The sequence below is a fragment of the Nocardia sp. A7 genome (genome assembly GCF_046549215.1).
Classification (GTDB): Bacteria; Actinomycetota; Actinomycetes; order Mycobacteriales; family Mycobacteriaceae; genus Nocardia.
On record NZ_JAJPWE010000001.1, the window covers coordinates 736784 to 756928 of the forward strand.

The 20145-nt window shown below is 66.0% G+C and carries 21 protein-coding genes; 17 read left to right on the forward strand and 4 right to left on the reverse strand.

Annotated features, from left to right (window positions below):
* Window positions 1-15: 15 nt before the first annotated feature.
* Window positions 16-600 carry an NADPH-dependent FMN reductase gene (locus ACLJPD_RS03300; protein WP_410870207.1) on the reverse strand — a complete coding sequence of 195 codons (585 nt, stop codon included), beginning with the start codon at window positions 598-600 and terminating at the stop codon, window positions 16-18.
* Between the two features lie 141 nt (window positions 601-741).
* Between ACLJPD_RS03300 and ACLJPD_RS03305 the strand changes: the two genes are divergently transcribed.
* The 6 genes from ACLJPD_RS03305 (at window position 742) to ftsX (ending at window position 5548) form a co-directional block, all read left to right on the forward strand.
* Window positions 742-1599 (forward strand): helix-turn-helix transcriptional regulator, encoded by an 858-nt coding sequence (locus ACLJPD_RS03305; RefSeq protein WP_410870208.1) that lies wholly within the window; start codon window positions 742-744, stop codon window positions 1597-1599.
* 44 nt (window positions 1600-1643) lie between these two features.
* Window positions 1644-2762: a peptide chain release factor 2 gene (gene prfB, locus ACLJPD_RS03310; protein WP_410870209.1), complete on the forward strand. Its 1119-nt coding sequence runs from the start codon at window positions 1644-1646 to the stop codon at window positions 2760-2762.
* A gap of 158 nt (window positions 2763-2920) precedes the next feature.
* Window positions 2921-3760: a mechanosensitive ion channel family protein gene (locus tag ACLJPD_RS03315; protein WP_410870210.1), complete on the forward strand. Its 840-nt coding sequence runs from the start codon at window positions 2921-2923 to the stop codon at window positions 3758-3760.
* The gene (locus ACLJPD_RS03320) at window positions 3747-3902 is read left to right on the forward strand and encodes a hypothetical protein (RefSeq protein ID WP_410870212.1); all 156 of its coding nucleotides are present in this window, start codon (window positions 3747-3749) and stop codon (window positions 3900-3902) included. Before ACLJPD_RS03315 ends, ACLJPD_RS03320 begins: the two co-directional genes overlap by 14 nt.
* 63 nt (window positions 3903-3965) lie before the next feature.
* Entirely contained in the window at window positions 3966-4646 is a 681-nt protein-coding gene (ftsE, locus tag ACLJPD_RS03325) for a cell division ATP-binding protein FtsE (RefSeq protein ID WP_410871901.1), read from the forward strand.
* Window positions 4646-5548: a permease-like cell division protein FtsX gene (gene ftsX, locus ACLJPD_RS03330; RefSeq protein WP_410870213.1), complete on the forward strand. Its 903-nt coding sequence runs from the start codon at window positions 4646-4648 to the stop codon at window positions 5546-5548. Before ftsE ends, ftsX begins: the two co-directional genes overlap by 1 nt.
* Before the next feature lie 49 nt (window positions 5549-5597).
* Here ftsX and ACLJPD_RS03335 read toward each other — a convergent pair whose 3' ends face one another.
* Complete coding sequence (locus ACLJPD_RS03335) at window positions 5598-5981, reverse strand: MerR family transcriptional regulator (RefSeq protein WP_410870214.1); 384 nt, start codon at window positions 5979-5981, stop codon at window positions 5598-5600.
* Between the two features lie 60 nt (window positions 5982-6041).
* Here ACLJPD_RS03335 and ACLJPD_RS03340 point away from each other — a divergent pair, with 60 nt between their 5' ends.
* The gene (locus tag ACLJPD_RS03340) at window positions 6042-6803 is read left to right on the forward strand and encodes an alpha/beta fold hydrolase (RefSeq protein ID WP_410870215.1); all 762 of its coding nucleotides are present in this window, start codon (window positions 6042-6044) and stop codon (window positions 6801-6803) included.
* Window positions 6804-6896: 93 nt separating this feature from the next.
* Here the strand turns inward: ACLJPD_RS03340 and ACLJPD_RS03345 are convergent, their stop codons facing one another.
* Window positions 6897-8309 (reverse strand): glycosyltransferase family 39 protein, encoded by a 1413-nt coding sequence (locus tag ACLJPD_RS03345; protein WP_410870216.1) that lies wholly within the window; start codon window positions 8307-8309, stop codon window positions 6897-6899.
* Window positions 8310-8435: 126 nt separating this feature from the next.
* Here ACLJPD_RS03345 and ACLJPD_RS03350 point away from each other — a divergent pair, with 126 nt between their 5' ends.
* From ACLJPD_RS03350 to ACLJPD_RS03360, 3 genes are all read left to right on the forward strand, one after another.
* Entirely contained in the window at window positions 8436-9833 is a 1398-nt protein-coding gene (locus tag ACLJPD_RS03350; protein WP_410870217.1) for an acyl-CoA dehydrogenase family protein, read from the forward strand.
* A gap of 30 nt (window positions 9834-9863) precedes the next feature.
* Window positions 9864-11078 carry an acyl-CoA dehydrogenase family protein gene (locus ACLJPD_RS03355; protein ID WP_410870218.1) on the forward strand — a complete coding sequence of 405 codons (1215 nt, stop codon included), beginning with the start codon at window positions 9864-9866 and terminating at the stop codon, window positions 11076-11078.
* A 335-nt stretch (window positions 11079-11413) separates the two neighbouring features.
* Window positions 11414-12163: a DUF1206 domain-containing protein gene (locus tag ACLJPD_RS03360; RefSeq protein ID WP_410870219.1), complete on the forward strand. Its 750-nt coding sequence runs from the start codon at window positions 11414-11416 to the stop codon at window positions 12161-12163.
* Between the two features lie 90 nt (window positions 12164-12253).
* Here ACLJPD_RS03360 and ACLJPD_RS03365 read toward each other — a convergent pair whose 3' ends face one another.
* Window positions 12254-13216, reverse strand: coding sequence for a DUF5996 family protein (locus ACLJPD_RS03365; protein ID WP_410870221.1), 963 nt, complete (start codon window positions 13214-13216; stop codon window positions 12254-12256).
* 190 nt (window positions 13217-13406) lie between these two features.
* On the opposite strand from ACLJPD_RS03365, the gene ACLJPD_RS03370 reads away from it, so the two are divergent.
* The 7 genes from ACLJPD_RS03370 to ACLJPD_RS03400 all read left to right on the forward strand — a co-directional run bounded on the left by ACLJPD_RS03370 (window position 13407) and on the right by ACLJPD_RS03400 (window position 20092).
* On the forward strand, window positions 13407-14390 hold the full coding sequence (locus ACLJPD_RS03370; RefSeq protein WP_410870222.1) for an AurF N-oxygenase family protein: 984 nt from the start codon (window positions 13407-13409) through the stop codon (window positions 14388-14390).
* Window positions 14391-14509: 119 nt separating this feature from the next.
* Window positions 14510-14812, forward strand: a complete 303-nt coding sequence (locus tag ACLJPD_RS03375) for a type II toxin-antitoxin system Phd/YefM family antitoxin (RefSeq protein ID WP_410870223.1) — start codon at window positions 14510-14512, stop codon at window positions 14810-14812.
* Window positions 14809-15186 carry a hypothetical protein gene (locus ACLJPD_RS03380; RefSeq protein ID WP_410870224.1) on the forward strand — a complete coding sequence of 126 codons (378 nt, stop codon included), beginning with the start codon at window positions 14809-14811 and terminating at the stop codon, window positions 15184-15186. Before ACLJPD_RS03375 ends, ACLJPD_RS03380 begins: the two co-directional genes overlap by 4 nt.
* A gap of 173 nt (window positions 15187-15359) precedes the next feature.
* The gene (locus ACLJPD_RS03385) at window positions 15360-15992 is read left to right on the forward strand and encodes a hypothetical protein (RefSeq protein WP_410870225.1); all 633 of its coding nucleotides are present in this window, start codon (window positions 15360-15362) and stop codon (window positions 15990-15992) included.
* Between the two features lie 99 nt (window positions 15993-16091).
* Complete coding sequence (locus ACLJPD_RS03390) at window positions 16092-16586, forward strand: ArsR/SmtB family transcription factor (protein WP_410870226.1); 495 nt, start codon at window positions 16092-16094, stop codon at window positions 16584-16586.
* Window positions 16587-16687: 101 nt separating this feature from the next.
* The gene (locus ACLJPD_RS03395) at window positions 16688-18316 is read left to right on the forward strand and encodes an acyl-CoA synthetase (protein ID WP_410870227.1); all 1629 of its coding nucleotides are present in this window, start codon (window positions 16688-16690) and stop codon (window positions 18314-18316) included.
* 126 nt (window positions 18317-18442) lie between these two features.
* Window positions 18443-20092, forward strand: a complete 1650-nt coding sequence (locus ACLJPD_RS03400) for an acyl-CoA synthetase (RefSeq protein WP_410870228.1) — start codon at window positions 18443-18445, stop codon at window positions 20090-20092.
* Window positions 20093-20145 lie beyond the last annotated feature (53 nt).

A 20145-nucleotide genomic window follows, 5' to 3' on the forward strand; every position in this document is an offset into this window, starting at 1 on the left:
AGCCGTAGCGCCTGGTCAGGCTGGGACCTGGGCTGACTTTGCTGCGACCAGAGCGCTTGTCCACCAGTGCAACTGGTCGAGCAGGGCGATGGCGGCTCCTGCGGGCTCCTGGGGGTCGTGCAGTTGGCCCTTCTCGTCGAAGAGCATGTAGTAGCGCGGGAAGGAGACGTAATTGCGGACGGTGTGGGCATTGAGTTCGTTGAAGACCTGGCGCAGGTGTTCGATGGCAAGCAGCCCGCCGGAGCCGCCGCTGTAGCCGACGAAACCGATCGCCTTGGCGTCCCACTGCGTGAAGTGCCAGTCGATAGCGGCTTTGAGTGCGGCGGGGTAGCTGCGGTTGTAGTCGGGGGTGACGATGACGTAGGCGTCGGCCGCGGCCAGTCGGTCGGTGAGGTCGTGCATGCCGACCGGGCGCACAGGGTCGGGGTCGAGCAGGGGCGGCACCGCGGGCAGAGCGGCGGGCACATCGGCCTGCGCGAGATCGATGACATCGACCTCGAAGCGGTCGTCGACCTGCTGGGCGAACCAGTTCGCCACCACCGGGCCGAACCTGCCTTCGCGGACACTGCCGATGATGATCGCGAGCTTCAGTGTGGACACGATGTTCTCCTTGTCGTCGAACCGGCCCGATCAGCCGGTACGACCGAATCTCGCCGACCGCGAGGGTCGTAGGGAGACCACGCTGAGAGTGGTAGTGGCACGGCCACTCTCCGGTGCGCCGGGCTGGGTACCGTCGATGAGGTGAGCGACAACGAACTCGGGCTGTTCTTGCGGACCCGCCGCGAAGCGGTCTCCCCCGCCGAGGTCGGGCTGCCCGCCGGACATCGCAGGCGCACGCCGGGCCTGCGCCGCGCGGAGGTCGCGATGTTGGCCGACGTCAGTGTCGAATACCTGATCCGGCTCGAGCAGGGCCGCGACAGCCATCCCTCCGCCCAGGTCTTGTCCGCGCTCGCCGAGACATTGCGGTTGAGTCCTCGCGAACGCGTTCACCTGCACCAACTCAGCAAAGGCGTGTCCGGTTTCAGTTGTGGCGCCGCGGAGAACGGTCCCCACCGCACGGTGCGTCCCACGATCCTGGCCGTCCTCGCCCAGCTCGAGCCCGCGCCCGCCGCGATCACCAACCGTTGCACCGAGATCCTGGCCTGCACCGAGGGCTATCGAAAGCTGATGGCGCCGAGTGGGCTGTTCGAGCGCGGTGAACCCGCCAACTCGGCCCGATTCGTGTTCACCCATCCCGGCGCCCGCGAGCTGTACCCGGACTGGGACGCCGCCGCCGACAAGCTGGTCGCCTCGCTCAAACAGGGCCCGTTCCGTGCCGACCCGATGGTCGCAACACTGGTCGACGAACTCACCGTCACCGCGGGGAGCGCCTTCACCGATCGCCTCGCGACCCTGCCGGGACTGCCGTCGTCGGGTGGGATCGACCGCCTCAGCCATCCCGAGGCCGGCCCGCTGCGCCTGGCCTACGAATCACTGGATCTGTCCATCGACGACGACCAGTCGCTCTATGTTCTGCTCCCCGCCGACGAGGCAAGCGCGACAGCCCTCGACCAGCTGGTCGGACGTCGCCCCGGCGGCCTCCGTGCCATTGCAAGCTGACCGAGAGCACGGGTTGTCGGCAGGGACCGGTAGCCTAGGACATCGTGCATCCTGACGTTATCGCCGACCTCGCCGAACTCGACACCACGCTCAAGACGGTCGAGTCGGTCCTCGATGTCGAGGAGCTACGCCGCCGCATCGACGAACTCGAGCACCAGGCCGCCGATCCCGAGCTGTGGAACAACCAGGAGCACGCCCAGCAGGTGACCAGCGAGCTCTCGCACGCGCAGAGCGAATTACGCCGTGTCGAGGAGCTGCGCCAGCGTCTCGAGGACCTCCCGGTGCTCTACGAGCTGGCCGAGGCCGAAGAAGACGCGGCCGCCGCCGAAGCCACCGCCGATGCCGATGCCGAGCGCGCGGCACTGCGCGTCGACGTCGAGGCGATGGAGGTACGCACCCTGCTCTCCGGCGAGTACGACAAGCGTGACGCGCTGGTCAACATCCGGTCCGGCGCCGGCGGCGTCGATGCCGCCGACTGGGCGATGATGCTGATGCGCATGTACATCCGCTGGGCCGAGCGGCACAAGTTCCCCGTCGAGGTCTACGACACCTCCTACGCCGAAGAGGCAGGCCTCAAGAGCGCCACCTTCGCGGTGAAGGCGCCCTACGCCTACGGCACGCTGTCGGTGGAGATGGGCACGCACCGCCTGGTCCGGATCAGCCCGTTCGACAATCAGGGCCGCCGCCAGACCTCCTTCGCCGAGGTCGAGGTCCTGCCCGTCGTGGAGACCACCGACCACATCGAGATCCCCGAGGGCGAGATCCGGGTCGACGTGTACCGCTCGTCGGGCCCCGGCGGCCAGTCGGTCAACACCACCGACTCCGCGGTCCGCCTGACCCACATCCCCACCGGCATCGTCGTGACCTGCCAGAACGAGAAGTCGCAGCTGCAGAACAAGATCTCGGCCATGCGCGTGCTGCAGGCCAAGCTGCTGGAACGCAAGCGCCAGGAGGAGCGCGCCACGATGGACGCGCTCAAGACCAACGAGGGCGCCTCGTGGGGCAACCAGATGCGCTCCTACGTACTGCACCCTTACCAGATGGTCAAGGACCTGCGCACCAACCACGAGGTCAACAACCCCACCGCGGTGCTCGACGGTGACATCGACGGGTTCATCGAAGCCGGGATCCGTTGGCGGATGCGGGATCAGGACGACGCGTAGCCAGCTATTGGCTCGCCCACTCCGGGCGTGTTCAGGTTTGACCTGACACTGTGACCGCGTTGTAACCTTTCCGGTGTGTGTTCGAGCGATCCGGAACTGTGCCAGCGCGAGCCCCGACGCCCCTCGAGCGGGTCGGCGGGGAGAGCGGCGTCGTCGCGATGAACACTGGAACTGAGGTCACCGACTGGCTGCGTTCCAGCGGGCTCGAAATCGTCCTGCTGATCGTTGGCGCGATGCTGTTCGGCCGGTTCGCCGCGTTTCTGCGCGACCGGGTGACCACCAGGATCGACTCGGGGTTCCAGACGAGCGACGCCCTGGTCCGCACCGAAGCGGCCAAGCACAGCCACGCGCTGGCTCAAGTGGTCACCTGGGTCGTGTTGACCATCGGGTACGTGCTGGTCGGTATGGAGGTACTGCGCCGACTCGGCTTCTCGGTGACGGGCTTGGTCGCGCCGGCGGCGGTGCTCGGTGCCGCGCTCGGTTTCGGTGCGCAGCGCATCGTCCAGGACATTCTGGCCGGGTTCTTCCTGATCACCGAACGTCAGTACGGCTTCGGTGACGTGGTTCAGATCTCGGTCACCGGTTCCGCCGAGCTGGCCGAGGGCACCGTCGAGGACGTAACCCTGCGCATCACCACGCTGCGCAACTCCGACGGCGAAGTGATCATCGTCCCGAACGGGCAGATCGTGAAGGTCACGAATCTGTCCAAGGACTGGGCGCGTGCCGCGATCGACGTGCCGGTTTCGGCACAGGCCGACATCACCAAGATCAACGAGATCCTGCACGAGGTGTGCCAGAAGGCCTACCAGGATCAGCGCTTGAATCCACTGTTGCTCGACGAGCCGTCGGTGATGGGTGTCGAGGACCTTTCGCTCGAAGTGATGAACATCCGGATGGTTGCCCGCACATTGCCAGGCAAACAATTCGAAGTGGGCCGCGAACTGCGTGTACGCGTCGCCGCGGCCCTGCGTAAGGAGGGAATCAGTGAAACCACGTAAGTCCACAGCGATCCTGATGGCGGCGTGGCTGTCGACGTTTGTCGTCTACGTTTTCGTCAAGCCGACCGAGACGACGCCGGACGGCTCGACATCGTTCCTCAATGCCGTTCCGACCTGGGTGAATCCCGCACCCGAACGCTGATCGGCGCGACGGGACCGGCTGAACCGGTCCCGTTGCTGGTTACACTGGCTCCCCGTGATCACCATGCGCAACGTGAGCAAGTCGTACCCGACCTCGACACGACCGGCGCTGGACAATGTTTCCGTTGATGTCGACAAAGGCGAGTTCGTCTTCATCATCGGCCCGTCCGGTTCGGGCAAGTCGACCTTCATGCGACTGCTGCTCAAGGAAGAGGCGCCGACCTCGGGCGAGATCCGGGTCGCGGATTTCCGCGTCGACCGGCTGCCGGGGCGGAAGGTGCCCAAGTTGCGGCAGCGGATCGGCTGCGTGTTCCAGGACTTCCGGCTGTTACAGCAGAAGACCGTGGAACAGAACGTCGCGTTCGCGCTGGAGGTGATCGGCAAGCGGCGTCAGTTCATCGAGCGGACGGTGCCCGAGGTCCTCGATATGGTCGGCCTCGGCGGTAAGGGGCAGCGGTTGCCCTCGGAGTTGTCCGGTGGTGAGCAGCAGCGGGTCGCGATCGCGCGCGCGTTCGTCAACCGGCCGCTGGTCCTGCTCGCCGACGAGCCGACCGGCAACCTTGACCCCGATACCAGCGCCGACATCATGGCCCTGCTGGAACGGATCAATCGCGTCGGCACCACGGTGCTGATGGCCACCCACGACAATCACATCGTCGACGCCATGCGAAGGCGGGTGGTGGAACTCGACCACGGCAGACTCGTGCGCGACGAAGCGACCGGCGTCTACGGGGTGGGTCGATAATGCGACTGAGTTTCCTGTTCACCGAGGTCGTCGACGGCCTGCGCCGCAATCTCACGATGACCATCGCGATGATTCTGACCACGGCGGTGTCGCTGATGATGCTCGGCGGCGGCATGCTGTCGGTGCGGATGGCCGACAAGACCGAGAACTTCTTCATCGGCCGCCTCGAGGTGCGTTTCTACCTCGACGACGCGGTCTCCGACACCGATCCCGACTGCGCCGCCGACCCGTGCAAGTCACTGCTCGCCGACCTCAAGCAGACCTCGGGCGTGGAGAGCGTGCAGTTCCTCAACCGCGCCGACGCGCTGGAGGAGGCGAAGAAGCTGTTCGCGGATCAGCCGGAAATGGTGCAGTACATCTCCGACTCACCGCTGCCCGCTTCGTTGCGGGTGAAGATGACCGACGCCGATCAGTACCAGCACATCTACGACGGCTTCGCGACCCGGCCTGGTGTACGGATCGTGGCCAATGACAAGGAGTTCGTCGACCGGCTGACCAGCCTGTTCGACGGGTTACGCAATGCCGCGTTCGGCTTGGCGCTGGTGATGGCGCTGGCCGCGATGCTGCTGGTCTTGAACATGGTGCAGATCGCCGCGTTCACCCGGCGCACGGAAGTCGGCATCATGCGCCTGGTCGGCGCGACCCGCTGGTACACCCAGCTACCGTTCTTGCTCGAAGCGGTCGCGGCCGCCTTCGTCGGCTCGGTACTCGCGGTCCTCGGCTTGGTCATCGCGCGTCCGCTGGTGATCGACCGGGCGCTGGGCCCGCTGTTCGACAGCAACGTCTTCCCACGCATCACCGGAGACGACATCGCGGTGGTAGCTCTGACGATCGCGCCCGTCGGCATCGTCTTCGCCGCCGTCACGGCCTATCTCACCCTTCGCTACTACGTGCGCGAATAGACACAGACGCGTGGCCGCGTGGATACTCGCCGTTGTCGGGGCCGATCGGCTAGTTGCCGCCACGTGCCACGGTGGCTCCTGCGGCGATGGCGAGACTCGCGTCGAGCTGCGCGGCGAGGTGGGACCGCTGGCGATCGAGATCGGCGATGCGGCGGTCCAATTCGACGGATCGGTCGGCCATGATCCGTACCGACATCTCGCAGGCCTGGACTGGTCCGTCGTCCTCTGCGCACGGCATGAGCTGCGCGATGTCATCGGTGTTCAATCCCGCGGCCAGCAGTTCTCTGATCCGGGCGACCGTCGTTGGCGCGGATTCCGGATAGCTGCGATAGCCGTTGCCGTCGCGGCGTGGATGCAGCAGACCCTGCTCCTCGTAGTAGCGCAGCAGCCGGGTGGCGACCCCGGTGCGCTGCGCCAATTCGCCGATCAGCATGTGACCACCGGCACCTTCGGCTTGACCTTCACACCCATGTGAATCCCTAACGTCGCCCGTATGACAACAATTCCGCTCCAGACCAGCATCCACGGAACCGGCCCCGGCATCCTTCTCGCACACGGCGGGGGTGGCTCGATCGAGAGCAACTTCGGCACCGTGATCCCCGCGCTCGCGACCGGGCACACCGTGGTCGCCCCGGACTATCCGGGCGACGACACCCCGTTGACCCTCGATGGCCTCGCCGATGCCCTGGTAGCGGCCGCCGTCGACGCCGGTGTCGAGACCTTCACCATCGTCGGTTTCTCGCTCGGCACCGCGGTGGCCGTGCGCGCTGCCACACGTCATCCCGAACGCGTGACCGGTCTCCTGCTCACCGCCGGTCTGGCCGCACCCGACAATCGAGCCCGGTTGGCCGTACAGGCCTGGCAGGACCTCCTCGACCGGGGTGAGCACGAATCCTTCGCCCGCTTGGTCCTGCTCACCGGGTTCTCCACCGATTTCGTCAACGGCCTTCCGGCCGCGACCGTCGACGAGATGGTCCAGCAGACCGCAGTCTCGATCCCTGGCGGCACGCGCCGACAGGCAGCCCTGATCGAAACCCTCGACACCACCGCCGATCTCGCCACCCTCGCGGTCCCGACCCTCGTCATCGCCGCGACCGCCGATATCCTCGTCGACCCGGCCAATTCGCGTGCGCTCGCCGCGGGGATCCCCGGCGCCGAGTACGCGGAAATCGAAGCAGGCCATGTTGTCATGGCCGAACGTCTCGACGAATGGGAGAAACTACTGACCAGCTTCCTCGACCGTCACAGCCTCTAGATCCCTGCGGAGACCCGGTCCGGCTCGGGCCCTGTGTCCTAGCATCGACGCCACGTGCCCAGATTCGCCGCGGTCCGTGCCGGTCGAGTCTCCTCAGCCGAGCGTGCGCAGCTGTGGCCAGAGCTGCGACCAAGGCCGGATCGGGTTGCGGCAGAGGAACATCGGCTCGCCCTGTTCGTCGTTATCGATGCCGAGGCCGTTGTCGAGAGTGCCTGCGGGTTCGACGATCGAACACAGTTCGGTGAGTCGTTCGCGGTCGATGCCGACGGTGAGGACCTCTGTCGCGGAGTCCGGCGGAGGTCCCCACCACCAGTAGGCGTTATGGCCGGAATGCGGTGTGGGCAGGTCATATTCGGAGCCGTAGCGCTCGATCGCGCCCGCCTCGCCGTAGTTGGCGGTGAGGATGGGGGCGCCCGGTGGGTGCGCGGCGGCGATCTGTTCGACATACCGGGGCCAGGCGATGGTTTCGCCCGCGTCGTAGTTGATCGCGAGAATGGGCGAGTCGCGCAGCAACGCGACCGGCAGTACGGGCAGAAACATCAGCGCCGACAGCACCGCGTTAACTGTCACCACGGAAATGACTGCAGCCCAACGTTTTCGGTCATCTCCCAGCCATCGACACAGCCCGACAGCACCCGCCGCGAGCAGCACCGGATACATCCCGCCGAGGTAATAGGCCTTGCCCCCGGTCGCGAGAAACACCACGAACAGCACCGCGTAGGTCAGCGAGAACGCACGCCACGGCGAGTTCCACAACCGCCACAACCCATACCCCCACAGCGGCACGAGCAACACCCCGATCAGCCCGAACTGCAAGAGCACGAACATGATCGGCGAATCCGACGTTCCCGAGGAACCACCGGCGATCGCCCTGCTCAGCTCCCACTGCGGGAACCCGTTGCGCGCCTGCCACCACAGATATGGCAGCTGCAGCACCAGCGCTAGACCGACAGCGAACCCGAAGTACTTGGTGATGAACAGCTCTCGTTTCCCCGTCACCATGAGCATCGCCGCCAAGACGAGAACTGGCACGATCAACAACACCTTGTTCTGCAATCCGATCCCCACGACCGGCCCGATCGCCAGCCACCATCGCCGATCCCGCCCGAGCTTGCACACCAGCAGACAGATCAGCGACCAGGCGGCCAGATCGAACACCGTCGTCCCGAGCAGGTGCCCCACGCCCAGCATCAGCGCCGAACTCGCCACCGCACCGGCAGCCAGCGCCCGCGCCCCGCGCCCACCACCCAGCTCCCCCGCCATCAACCCCGCGCACACCACCACGAAGGTGGCCGCCGCGATGGCAGGCAATCTCATGACACATAACGAATCGGGATCGACCGCAGCCATGAGTCTGGCCAGAAAGGGCGACAACGGCGGTTGGTCAGGGTAAGACCAGTCCAACCGCCGACCCGCGGCCAGGAAGTACAACTCGTCGCGGTGGTAGCCATAACGCCCCGAGGTCACCAGCAGAACGAGAGCGAAAACCGACGCGATGACGGGCACCTGTCCAGCGTGACAGAGGTCTGCGATTCCCCGATGGGTCAGCACACTTCTTACTCTTGAGTAAGATAGACTTACCGCAGAGTAAGATGGTGGGGTCGAAGGTACCCCGACAGCCGAGGAAATCAGGTGATGATGAGCACTCGAGACAGCGCGACGAAGCGACGTCCGAACGACACGTCCGCGGTCGGTCTCACCCAGCCCAAACGGGACTGGATGGGCGCCGCGATGCGTGCTTTGACGACCATTACCGGGTCGGAGCTCGCAGGCAAGTACAACCTGCGCAAGCCGATCGAGCGAGTCACCTACGAGGGCACCAAGACCGGGTTCCGCACCCTGGGCGCGGCCACTCGTACCTTCGCGAAGGTCGCGGGCGGCGGTGAGCCCAAGCGCCTGGTCGACAACGAGTCCAAGACCAAGGACTATTTCGACCTCACCCCATCCGACGAGCAGCAGATGATCGTCGAGACCGTGCGTGATTTCGCGGGCGAGATCCTGCGCCCCGCGGCTTACGACGCCGACAACGCCGCCAAGGCGCCGCGCGATCTGCTCGAGCGCGCCGCCGAACTCGGCATCACCCTGATCAACGTGCCCGAGGAGCTGGAAGGCGCGGCTTCCGAGCGCGGCGCCGTCACCAACTCGCTGGTGGCCGAGGCGCTCGCGCACGGCGACATGGGGCTGGCGCTGCCGATTCTGGCGCCGAGCGGTGTCACCGTCGCACTGTCACAGTGGGGTACCGACGCCCAGCAGCAGACCTACCTCCCCGCCTTCACCGGCGACGCGGTACCGCAGGCGTCCGTGGTGATCAACGAGCCGCGCGCCCTGTTCGACCCGTTCGCGCTGCAGACCAAGGCCGTTCGCTCGCCGAGCGGCTACAAGCTCAACGGTGTGAAGAGCCTGGTCCCGGCCGCGGCTGACGCCGAATTGTTCATCGTGGCAGCCGAACTCGACGGGCGCCCCGCGCTGTTCATCGTCGAGTCCGACACTGCCGGACTGTCCGTGGAAGCCGACCCGAGCATGGGTCTGCGCGCCGCGGGCCTTGGCCGACTGATCCTGGACAACGTGGCCGTCGGCGCCGAGGCGATCCTCGGCGACAGCGACGCCAAGACCCGCGCGGCCGAGTACGGCGACGCCGTGCAGCTCGCCCGGCTGGGTTGGGCTTCGCTGGCCATCGGCACCGGCCAGGCCGTGCTCGACTACGTGATCCCGTATGTGAACGAGCGCGAAGCGTTCGGCGAGCCCATCTCGCATCGTCAGGCGGTGGCCTTCATGGTCGCCAACATGGCGATCGAACTCGACGGCCTGCGCCTGGTCACCCTGCGTGGTGCTTCGCGCGCGGAACAGGGTCTGTCGTTCGCCCGTGAGGCGGCGCTGGCCCGCAAGCTGGCCACCGACAAGGGCATGCAGATCGGTCTGGACGGCGTGCAGCTGCTCGGCGGCCACGGCTTCACCAAGGAACACCCGGTCGAGCGGTGGTACCGCGACCTTCGTTCCGTCGGTGTCGCCGAAGGCATCGTGCTGGTCTAGGCCCGTTTCTCACTTCGTAGGAGCCCTCTCATGATCAATCTCGAACTCCCGAGGAAGCTGAAGGCGAGCGCCAACCAGGCCCACCAGGTCGCCTCGCAGATCTTCCGTCCCATTTCCCGCAAGTACGACCTCGCCGAGCACGAGTACCCGGTCGAGCTCGACACGATGGCCGCCATGATCGAAGGGCTCGCCGACTCCGGCACCCAGAAGATCGGTGGCGCGGCGGGCGGTCGTAACGACGATGCCGACGTGGATCTGTCCGCGAATGCCAACGGCGGCAACATGTCCGCACTGCTCAACTCCCTCGAGACCTCGTGGGGCGACGTCGGCCTGATGCTCACCATCCCCTACCAGGGACTCGGTAATGCCGCGATCGCCGCGGTCGCGACCGACGAGCAGTTGGCGCGTTTCGGCAAGGTGTGGGCCGCGATGGCGATCACCGAGCCGTCCTTCGGTTCCGACTCCGCCGCCGTCACCACCACCGCCACCCTCGACGGCGACGAGTGGGTGCTCAACGGCGAGAAGATCTTCGTCACCTGCGGTCAGCGCGCCACCCACATCGTGGTGTGGGCCTCGGTCGACAAGAGCCTGGGTCGCGCGGCGATCAAGTCCTTCGTCGTCCCGCGTGACGCTCCCGGCCTGTCGGTGGCGCGGCTCGAGCACAAGCTCGGCATCAAGGCCTCCGATACCGCGGTGCTGCTGCTGCAGGACTGCCGCATCCCCGCCGACAACATCCTCGGCTCGCCGGAAGTGAACGTGGAGAAGGGTTTCGCGGGGGTCATGCAGACCTTCGACAACACCCGACCCCTCGTGGCGGCCATGGCCGTCGGCGTCACCCGCGCCGCACTCGAGGAACTGCGTGCCATCCTCACCGAGGCGGGTGTCGAGATCTCCTACGACACCCCCGCGATGAACCAGTCCGCCGCGGCCGCCGAATTCCTGCGCATGGAAGCCGATTACGAATCGGCGTACCTGCTCTCGCTGCGCGCCGCCTGGATGGCCGACAACAAGAAGCCGAACTCCCTCGAGGCCTCGATGTCCAAGGCCAAGGCGGGTCGCACCGGCACCGACGTCACCCTCAAGGCAGTGGAACTGGCCGGCACCATCGGCTTCTCCCAGCGCACCCTGCTCGAGAAGTGGGCCCGCGACTCGAAGATCCTCGACATCTTCGAAGGCACCCAGCAGATCCAGCAGCTGATCGTGGCTCGCCGCGTGCTCGGAAAGACCAGCGCCGAACTGAAGTGAGCTGGTAGACAACAACAAATCCGGTGCGAGTCGATAGCTGACTCGCACCGGATTTTCTTATTCGCCTGCCAGGCAGCAGATCTCACCGCTTCGAGATTCTCCTCATGCTGTTTAAACGCCGTGAAGTGGGCAATCCGGCGGGTGGAGAGATGAGGAAGACCATGAGCATATTTCGAAGTGCGAACAATTATCGGCGACGTGATCGGGTCGGAGCCGGACGGCGCGGACGGTCGCGGTCGAGGGGAAGTCGGGGCTGGGGCCGCCGGTCCTATGAACGGGCACCGCGCAGATCCACCAGTTCCGGTGGCGTGGAGGCTGTCGCCCGATTCGGTTTCGTGGCACGTGGTATCGCCTACGTCGTGATCGGCATTCTCGCTTTCATGCTGGCGATCGGAACGGCCGAGCACGAGCCGGACGGCAGCGGGGCACTGGCCGCGATCGCCGCGAAGCCGTTCGGCTATCTGCTGCTGTGGATCCTCGTGTTCGGCTTCGCCGCGCTGGTCGTCTGGCGCGTGGTGCAGGTGGCCGGTGCGGGGCGGACCTATTCGGGCGGACACCGCGCCTATGCCGTGATCTCCGGAATCGTCTACGCCCTTGCCTTTTGGGGCACCTTGCGGTTCGTGATGCACGGCCGCACGCCGACACCGAGTGATGCGATGGCCCGCGATCTGACCGGTCGCATCCTGAGCTGGAACGGCGGACAGGTGGTCGTGCTGCTGATCGGTGTCGCCATCCTGGCCTTCGGTATCTGGCAGACGATGCGCGGTCTGCGCCTGGACTTCGCCGAGGACCTTCGGATGGGCTGGATGACGCACGGTATGCGGCAGGCCGCGATCTGGCTGGGTCGGATCGGCTATCTCGCTCGGGGCGCGATCGTGATCAGTATCGGTTTCGCCGCCATCGTGGCAGCGGTGAACTATGACGCCGCGGCCGCCAAGGGTGTCGACGCGGTACTGCACGATTTCGCCGGAAATCCCTTCGGCCCTTGGCTGCTCATGCTGATCGCGGTCGGCCTCATCGCCTTCGGCGGGCTGTCCTTCCTCGAAGCCAAGCACCGCAGGACTTATGGCGGCGTCCCGGTCTGATCCGACTCGGGTAGCCAGATCCGCGCACACATCGCCCGGCGCTATTCGATGCCGTGGAGCCGACCGGCCGACCGAAGGCGCGACACAGCGTCAGAGCTCGGTCGTGTCGGCGATGTGGAGTCTGCGGTCGAGGCGGTGCGGGTCGACTTCCAGGAGGGGCCGGTCCCAGTCGGCCAGATCGGCCGCGGAGGTGTAGGTGGTGTCGAGAAAGTGCAGGAGGGTGGCGTCGGGGTCGGGAGAATTTCGGACCACATCGTAGGGGAGGACGAATTCGCCGAGGGTGGTGTCCCACTGGGCACCGTCGGGGCCCGCGGGGCGGGCGGAGTAGCCGTCGGGGGCCGGGTAGGAATAGGCGTAGAAGGTGCCTTCGGTACCACCCGGCCAGAAGCCGGCGCTGGCGCATTCGCGGGAGTAGGCCTCTTCCATCACCCAGTCGGCGCAGTTCGGGGCGCCGCCGGGGTGCAGCGGTGCGGGGCGGCCGGAGAAACGGGTACAGGCCAGGTCGAAGGAACCCCAGAAGAACTGCACCGGGCTGGATTTCCCGGCGAAACCGGCACGCCAGAACTGGAAGACTCGCTCGATCTGGACGAGCTGTTGCCAGAACAGGTGGACGGCATCGGCGTCATAGGAGTGGTGGGTGGTGTCCTCGGCGAAGGGGATGGCCGGGTCGACCTCGTTGGGTGAGGCCTCGATATCGACCACCATGTCGAGCCGACCGAGCACATGGCCGAGTTCGGCGTAGAAGTCGGCGACCGTGCGCGGGCGCAGGGCGATCGTGGCGTGGCGGCCGTCGCTGCTGCGCAAGACGAGTTCGTGGTCGACGAAGTCGAATTCGATGTCGAGCAGGCGGCCGTCGACGGGAATCGCACCGGTGGCCATCCCGCGCGCGCTGACGGCGAACGTGACGTTCCACCAGTGGTTGACCAGCGGTGTCCCCGCCATTGTCAGTTTGCCGATGACCTGCGACCACATGTGCAGGGTGTCGCGGGTATCGGACCAGGAATCGACGTGCAGGGTCGGCCAGACGGCCTGTGCGGGAGTCGAACGAGCCATCGGATTCCTCGCTTCCTCAGCCAGGTGCGCTGGCTGACCGGTCAACCGTTCGGCGTGTCCTACGACGTTTCATCTTACGTCGGTGCTGGTAGATCGCGTCGCAGGAGCGAATTCGACCCACCCGGGGTTGTGTGGGACTCCGAGTCTCATATAACGTGGAACCTGCGCCACACCGAAGGAGACACCGCTGATGCTGTCGACAATCAAGAACACCGCCACCGATCCCGAGTACCACGAGATCCTTCGCAACCTGTCCGAAGGATCGGTCAACCGGCACTTCGACCCCTACGTCGACATCGACTGGGAGTCCCCCGAGTTCGCCGTGCACAGCGACGATCCGCGCTGGATCATGCCCGACGAGGACCCGCTGGGCCGTCACCCCTGGTACAAGGCTCAGCCGATCGAGAAGCAGATCGCCATCGGCATGTGGCGCCAGGCCGGTATCGCCAAGGTCGGCCTCGACTTCGAGCAGCTGCTGATCCGTGGGCTGATGCAGTACCTGGTCTCGGTCCCCAACGGTGACCCCGAATTCCGGTACATCACGCACGAGGCTGCCGAAGAGTGCAACCACACGATGATGTTCCAGGAAATGATCAATCGCATCGGCTATCGCGATGTGATCGGCATGGGCACCATCGATCGCAAACTGACGATGGCCATCTGGCCCGCGGTGAAATACTTCCCCGAGCTGTTCTTCACGATGATCCTCGGCGGCGAGGAACCGATCGACCACCTGCAGAAGTCGCTGCTGCGCGCCGGCGTCGATCTGCATCCCATGGTGCAGCGGGTCATGCAGATCCATGTGGCCGAGGAAGCCCGGCACATCTCCTTCGCTCACGAATACCTGCGACGGAATGTGCCCGGCATGAACCCGATCACGAAATCGGTGCTCTCCGTGGCATTCCCGATCGCCATGCGGGTGATGCTGGACATGATCATGACGCCGCCGAAGGAATTCGTCGAGAAGTTCGACATTCCGGCGGAGGTCATGCGCGAGGCCTACTGGGGCAGCGAAGAATCGCAAACCATGATGCGCAATATCTTCGGTGACGTGCGGGCGCTGGCCACCAACAGCGGCCTGATGAACCCGGTCGCCAAACTGACCTGGCGCCTGCTCGGCATCGACGGCCCGGTCACCCGCTACCGCAGCGAACCGGCCCGCAAAGTCGCCTGAGTGATCAGGTGAACACGACGCCCCGCCGGACTCCCATTCCGACGGGGCGTCGGCGTTCACTACTTGACGAGCTTCGCGCGCAGCGCGGCGAGACTGTACACAGCGATGTACAGTTGACTATGGCCGATTACGACAGCGTGCCGCTGACCGAGTTACGTGGTCAGCTGGGAAGTGTTCTGGACGGGGTGTCCGCGAGCGGACGGCCGGTGATCGTGACGCGGGAGGGCAAGGAATTGGTCGCGGTGGTACCCGCTGAGGTGTTGCGGCACGGGGCGTTGCCCCCCGCGTACTTCAACGATGATCTCCGCGAACAGATCCTGGGCAGGCTCGATGCCAGGATCACCCAGCATTCCACGGACGACATCGCCGAGGCGGAAGCCAAACTGACCAAGCTGATGGGCGCGCTGGACAGTCGCCAGTGAGCGTTGCCGATCACACCGCGCTCACCTCGCTGGCATTGTCGCCGCTGTTCGGGCAGGTGCTCATGCGCCAGTTCACCCAGCAGCGTCGAATTCTGGTGGTGCCCACCGTGAGTCTGATGGCCGCGATGCGCGCCGTCGACAACATCGACGAACTCGGGCGCCTGCTCGACAATCGGGTCGCCGTGCGCTGGGCCGAACTCGACGCACCCACCGCGATCCGCATCGGCACCACGGTGCCGATGGTCGACGACCATCTCGACTGGCCATTGATCGCGCCCGTGGTGTTCACCGCGCAGAATCTGGACATGCCGGTCCTCACCGCGAAACCCGAGCTGTATCGCGGCTACAAAGTAGAGATCGCGAATATGCCGTAGCCGATCTCCCGTGGTCCTGAACTCGACTTTCCTTGGGGTAGTGACAAACCCCACATCTGCTGTCGGTACGGTGCACGGGTGGTCGGCGGCTGATATTCCGCATTCCCCGACCGACACACAGCGGACGAATTACCAGGGAAAGCTGCACCAGGAAAACTCGAGGAGAGCTGGTTATGCATCATCTGAGTTTCATGCGTCGCCTCACCACCGCGGTAGCCGTCACTTCGGCCGCCGTCGCCATTGTTTTCGCGGGTCCCGCGATCGCGGACCCGGCACCACAGACTGTCGATGTGGCCTCGGCCGTGTCGCAGCTGCGCACGTCGGTGGCGGACAATCCGGGCGCACTCGCCGCCCTCGACAAGCTCACCGCCGACGGCACGGTCGACGTCGCGCTGCCCGCGCAGCCGTTCCAGATCCCCGCGACCTCCGATATCGGCCAGAACGGCGGCGGACCGGGCGTGTACGGCTCCGGTATCGCCCTCGATGTCGACGGTTTCCGCTTCGGCTTCTTCGGCGGGCCGGGCACCATCTCGCCCAACCAGGGTGGCGCCAAGCTCGAGGTCATGTGGCTGAATCTGTCCACCGGGCAGAGCGGCACCGCGGTCCTGACCGAGCACATGGACGTGCCGGTCGACACCACCATCCGCACCGCACCGCTGAACACCGGCGGCGGGCTGATCGTGGCGGCGGTATACGGCAACCTGTGGCACCGCTGGTCGGTACCGGTTTCCGAGGCACACCCGGACGGGTTCGCCTACCAGCTCGGCACCATCCAGCAGCCGTCGTTCGGCGCTGTCACGCGTTGATCCACCGCCCGACGCACCCTGGGACCACACGGGCCCGGGGTGCGTCGGGAGTTTCGATGAAGCAGCGCAACAGCTTCGGTGTGGCGTAGGTTGACCGGCGTGGACGATCTGGTCGACCGACTCGAAGAATTGGAACGCCGGGTTGCCGCGCTCGAGAGCGCGCAGCCCGAGGACGCACAGCTGCCGTGGGCGGTGGCACGGCTGCGGCAGGAGTTCGCCGACGCCGGGAAACGCACCGGCGGGGTGCTGCTGGCCGGTGCGCTGCAACTGCCCACCGGCGAGCGCTTCGACTGGCAGGCCCAGTACCCCACCGATGCCATCGTCGGTGACGTCTGGACCATCGAGGCGGCCAATTGCCTTGCCGCGCTTGCCGATCCGGTTCGCCTGCGCCTGCTGCAGGAAATCGTCTACGGCCGCAGAACCGCCGCCGATCTCGCCGCAATCGCGGAATTGGGCACCTCGCCCGAGATCTACCAACATCTGCGCCAGCTGGCCGCCGTCGGCTGGCTACAGACCGCGGGCATGGGTCGCTTCGAGGTGCCGGAGGGCAGGCTCGTCCCGCTCCTCGCGGTGCTGGCGGCAGCTCAGCGCTGATCTTGTGGAGATGTCCCAATTGCCCGGTTAGACTACTGTGATGCAAGGCACATCGACTGATACGGTGAGCGTCGATTGATCAATGCAGCGGAGGTAGTCGAGTGAACGTGTCACATCTGCTCGAAAGCGTGAAGGCGATCGGCGTGCTGCGCGCACGCGGGGTCTCCGACCCCAAGACGCCGCTCGAGACCCTGCGGACGATGAAGGAATCCAAGATCTACGGCCCGCAGGCCACCCTCGTGCGCCATTCGGCCCGGGTCGCCCCCGATCAGGTGGCCCTCGTGGACGAGCGCGGTGAGCTCACTTACCGCGAACTCGATCAACAGTCCACCGCCATCGCCCGCGGCCTGCGCGAAACAGGCATCGGCGAGGGCACGGTCATCGCCGTGCTGGCCCGCGATCACCGCGGCCTGATCATGTCGATGATCGCGGCGGGCAAACTGGGCGCGCGGATCGCGCTGATGAACACCGGCTTCGCCAAACCGCAGTTCGCCGAGGTGTGCGCGCGTGAGAACGTGCGCGCGGTGCTGCACGACAGCGAGTTCCTAGACCTGCTCGACGCACTGCCGGACGATCTGCCGCGCTACCTCACCTGGGTCGACGAAGGCACCGAACTCCCTTCGGGCGCAACGACATTCGACGACCTCATCGCGAACAACAGCACCGAGGATCTGCCCGCACCGAGCAAGCCGGGCGGCTTCATCATCCTCACCAGCGGTACCACCGGGCTGCCGAAGGGCGCCCCGCGCACCAAGGTCACGCCGATGGCCACCGCGCAGTTCGTGGACCGCGTGCCCTTCCCCAGGCGGGGCACGGCGATGATCGTGTCGCCGATCTTCCACAGCACGGGCCTTGGCACCTGGCTGGTCAACACGATCCTGTCGAACAAGATCGTCATGCGCCGCCGATTCGACGCCGAGGCCACCCTCGCCGCGATCGCCGAGCACAAGGTCGAGATGCTCGTGTGCGTGCCGACGATGCTGCACCGGATGACCGAGCTGCCCGCCGACGTTCGCGCGAAGTACGACCTGTCCTCGCTGAAGGTCATCCTGTTCGCCGGTTCCGCGCTCACCCCGGAGCTGTGCATCAAGGCCACCGAGGCCTTCGGACCGGTGCTCTACAACCTCTACGGGTCGACCGAGGTGGCCATTGCGACCATCGCGAACCCGGCCGAGCTGGCCGAAGCGCCGGGCACGGTCGGCCGTTCGCCGATCACCTGCGAGGTCCGCCTCTACGACGACCAGGACAAGCCGGTCAAGACCCCGGGCGCCCGCGGCCGGATCTTCGTGCGCAGTGGCGCGCCGTTCGAGGGCTACACCGACGGTAGGCACAAGCAGATCATCGACGGGTTCATGTCCAGCGGCGACATGGGCCACTTCACCGACTCGGGCCTGCTCATGGTCGACGGCCGCGACGACGACATGATCGTCTCCGGCGGCGAGAACGTGTATCCGCAGGAAGTCGAGAACCTGCTGGTCGAGCGGCCCGAGGTCTTCGACGTGGCGGTGATCGGCGTCGACGATCCCGAATTCGGAAAACGCCTGCGCGCCTTCGTCGTTCTCGAAGAGGGCCAGACCGTCGAGGCCGCTGAACTCCAGGCGCACGTCAAGGCGAACCTGGCCAGGTTCAAGGTGCCGCGCGAGGTGATCTTCCTCGATGAACTGCCCCGCAACGCCACCGGCAAGATCGTGCGCCGCACCCTCATCGACTATGAGGTCTCACAGGGATAGGCCGAACTTACCGCGGAGTAGACAACGCGGCCGGACCGCTTGCTAGTGTGAGCACCAGCACTGGATCTCGAAGACGCGGTCCGGCCTGCGGTTGCACGTGGGCTCGGTCTGCCGGAAGGCTGTTCGATGTCTCTGTCTCTTGGAACCACCGCCCGACGTGCCGGGGACTTCGCGCTCGGCGTCAAGGTCATGGTGGATCGCAAGCTGTTCAATCCGCTGCGCCTCGACCACGCTGCCCGATCGTTTCGCAACGTCTCGAAGTTCGGCCCGTTCGCCGGCGTGGTCATGCACGCCGCGCAGAGCAGGCCGCAGGCGGGCGCGATCGTCGACGAACTGGGTGAGATCACCTTCGGCGAACTCGACGCGCAGTCCAGCGCCTTCGCCCGCGGCCTGCGCGCGAACGGGATCAGCGAGGGCGACGTGATCGCCGTGCTGGCCCGCGACCATCGCGGCATGGTGTTGAGCCTGCTCGCGGCTGGCAAGCTCGGTGTGCGCGCGGTGCTGATGAACACCGGCTTCGCCAAGCCGCAGTTCGCCGATGTGGCCGCCCGCGAGAAGGTCAAGGCGGTGCTGCACGACAGCGAGTTCATGGACCTGATGAGCGCCATTCCCGCCGAGATCCCGCGGGTGCTCACCTGGGTCGACGAAGCGCACGGGGTGGATCCGTCGATCCCGACCGTGGCGTCGCTGTCGGCGGACCGTTCCACCACGCCGGTCACCGCACCCAGCAAGCCCGGCGGCATGGTGATCCTGACCAGCGGCACCACCGGCACCCCCAAGGGCGCACCGCGCGACAAGGTGAGTCCGTTCGCGTCGGCGCAGTTCGTGGACCGGGTACCGCTGCCCAACAACGGCACCATGATCATGGCGGCGCCGATCTTCCACGGCACCGGCCTGTCGCAGTTCACCCTCGGGCTCGCGCTCGGCAACCGGGTCGTCTTCCAGCAGCGCCGGTTCGATCCGGAGCAGACGCTCGCCAATGTGGTGAAGTACCAGGCGGATTCGCTGGTCGTGGTGCCGACGATGCTGCAGCGCATCCTCGATCTGGACGAGCAGATCCTGGCGAAGTACGACCCGTCGACGATGAAGGTCATCTTCGCCGCGGGCTCGGCGATCGCGCCCGACGTGGTGACCCGCACCCTCGACTACTTCGGTGATTCGCTCTACAACCTCTACGGCTCCACCGAATGCGCGGTGATGACCGTGGCCACCCCGGAGGATCTGCGCAAGGCGCCGACCACCGCGGGCAAGGCGCCGGTCGGTATCCGGATCGTGTTGCTCGACGAGAACCGCAAGCCGATCACCGAGCCGAATGTCACCGGCACGATCTTCGTGGACAACGGTTTCGCGTTCACCGGGTACACCGACGGGCGAACCAAGGAGATGGTCGACGGGATGATGTCCAGCGGCGACGTCGGCCATTTCGATGCCGACGGCCTGCTCTACATCGACGGCCGCGACGACGACATGATCGTCTCCGGTGGTGAGAATGTCTTCCCGCTGGAAGTGGAGAACCTAATCGCCGGGCGCGCCGACGTGTTCGAGGCGGCGGTGGTCGGCGTCGATGACCACGACTACGGCAAACGGCTGCGTGCGATCGTGGTGCCCGGCCCCGAGTCCAAGCGCGACGCCAAGGAGATCAAGGAATACGTCCGCGAGAACCTGGCCCGCTACAAGGTGCCGCGCGAGGTGATCTTCGTCGACGAGCTGCCGCGCAACGCGACAGGCAAACTGTTGCGCAAGCCGCTGGTCGAGATGGCCGTCGAGGCGGACTGAGCTCGTTCGGCGACTGACCAGAGCGGCCGATACCGGTCGTCTATCATCAGCGC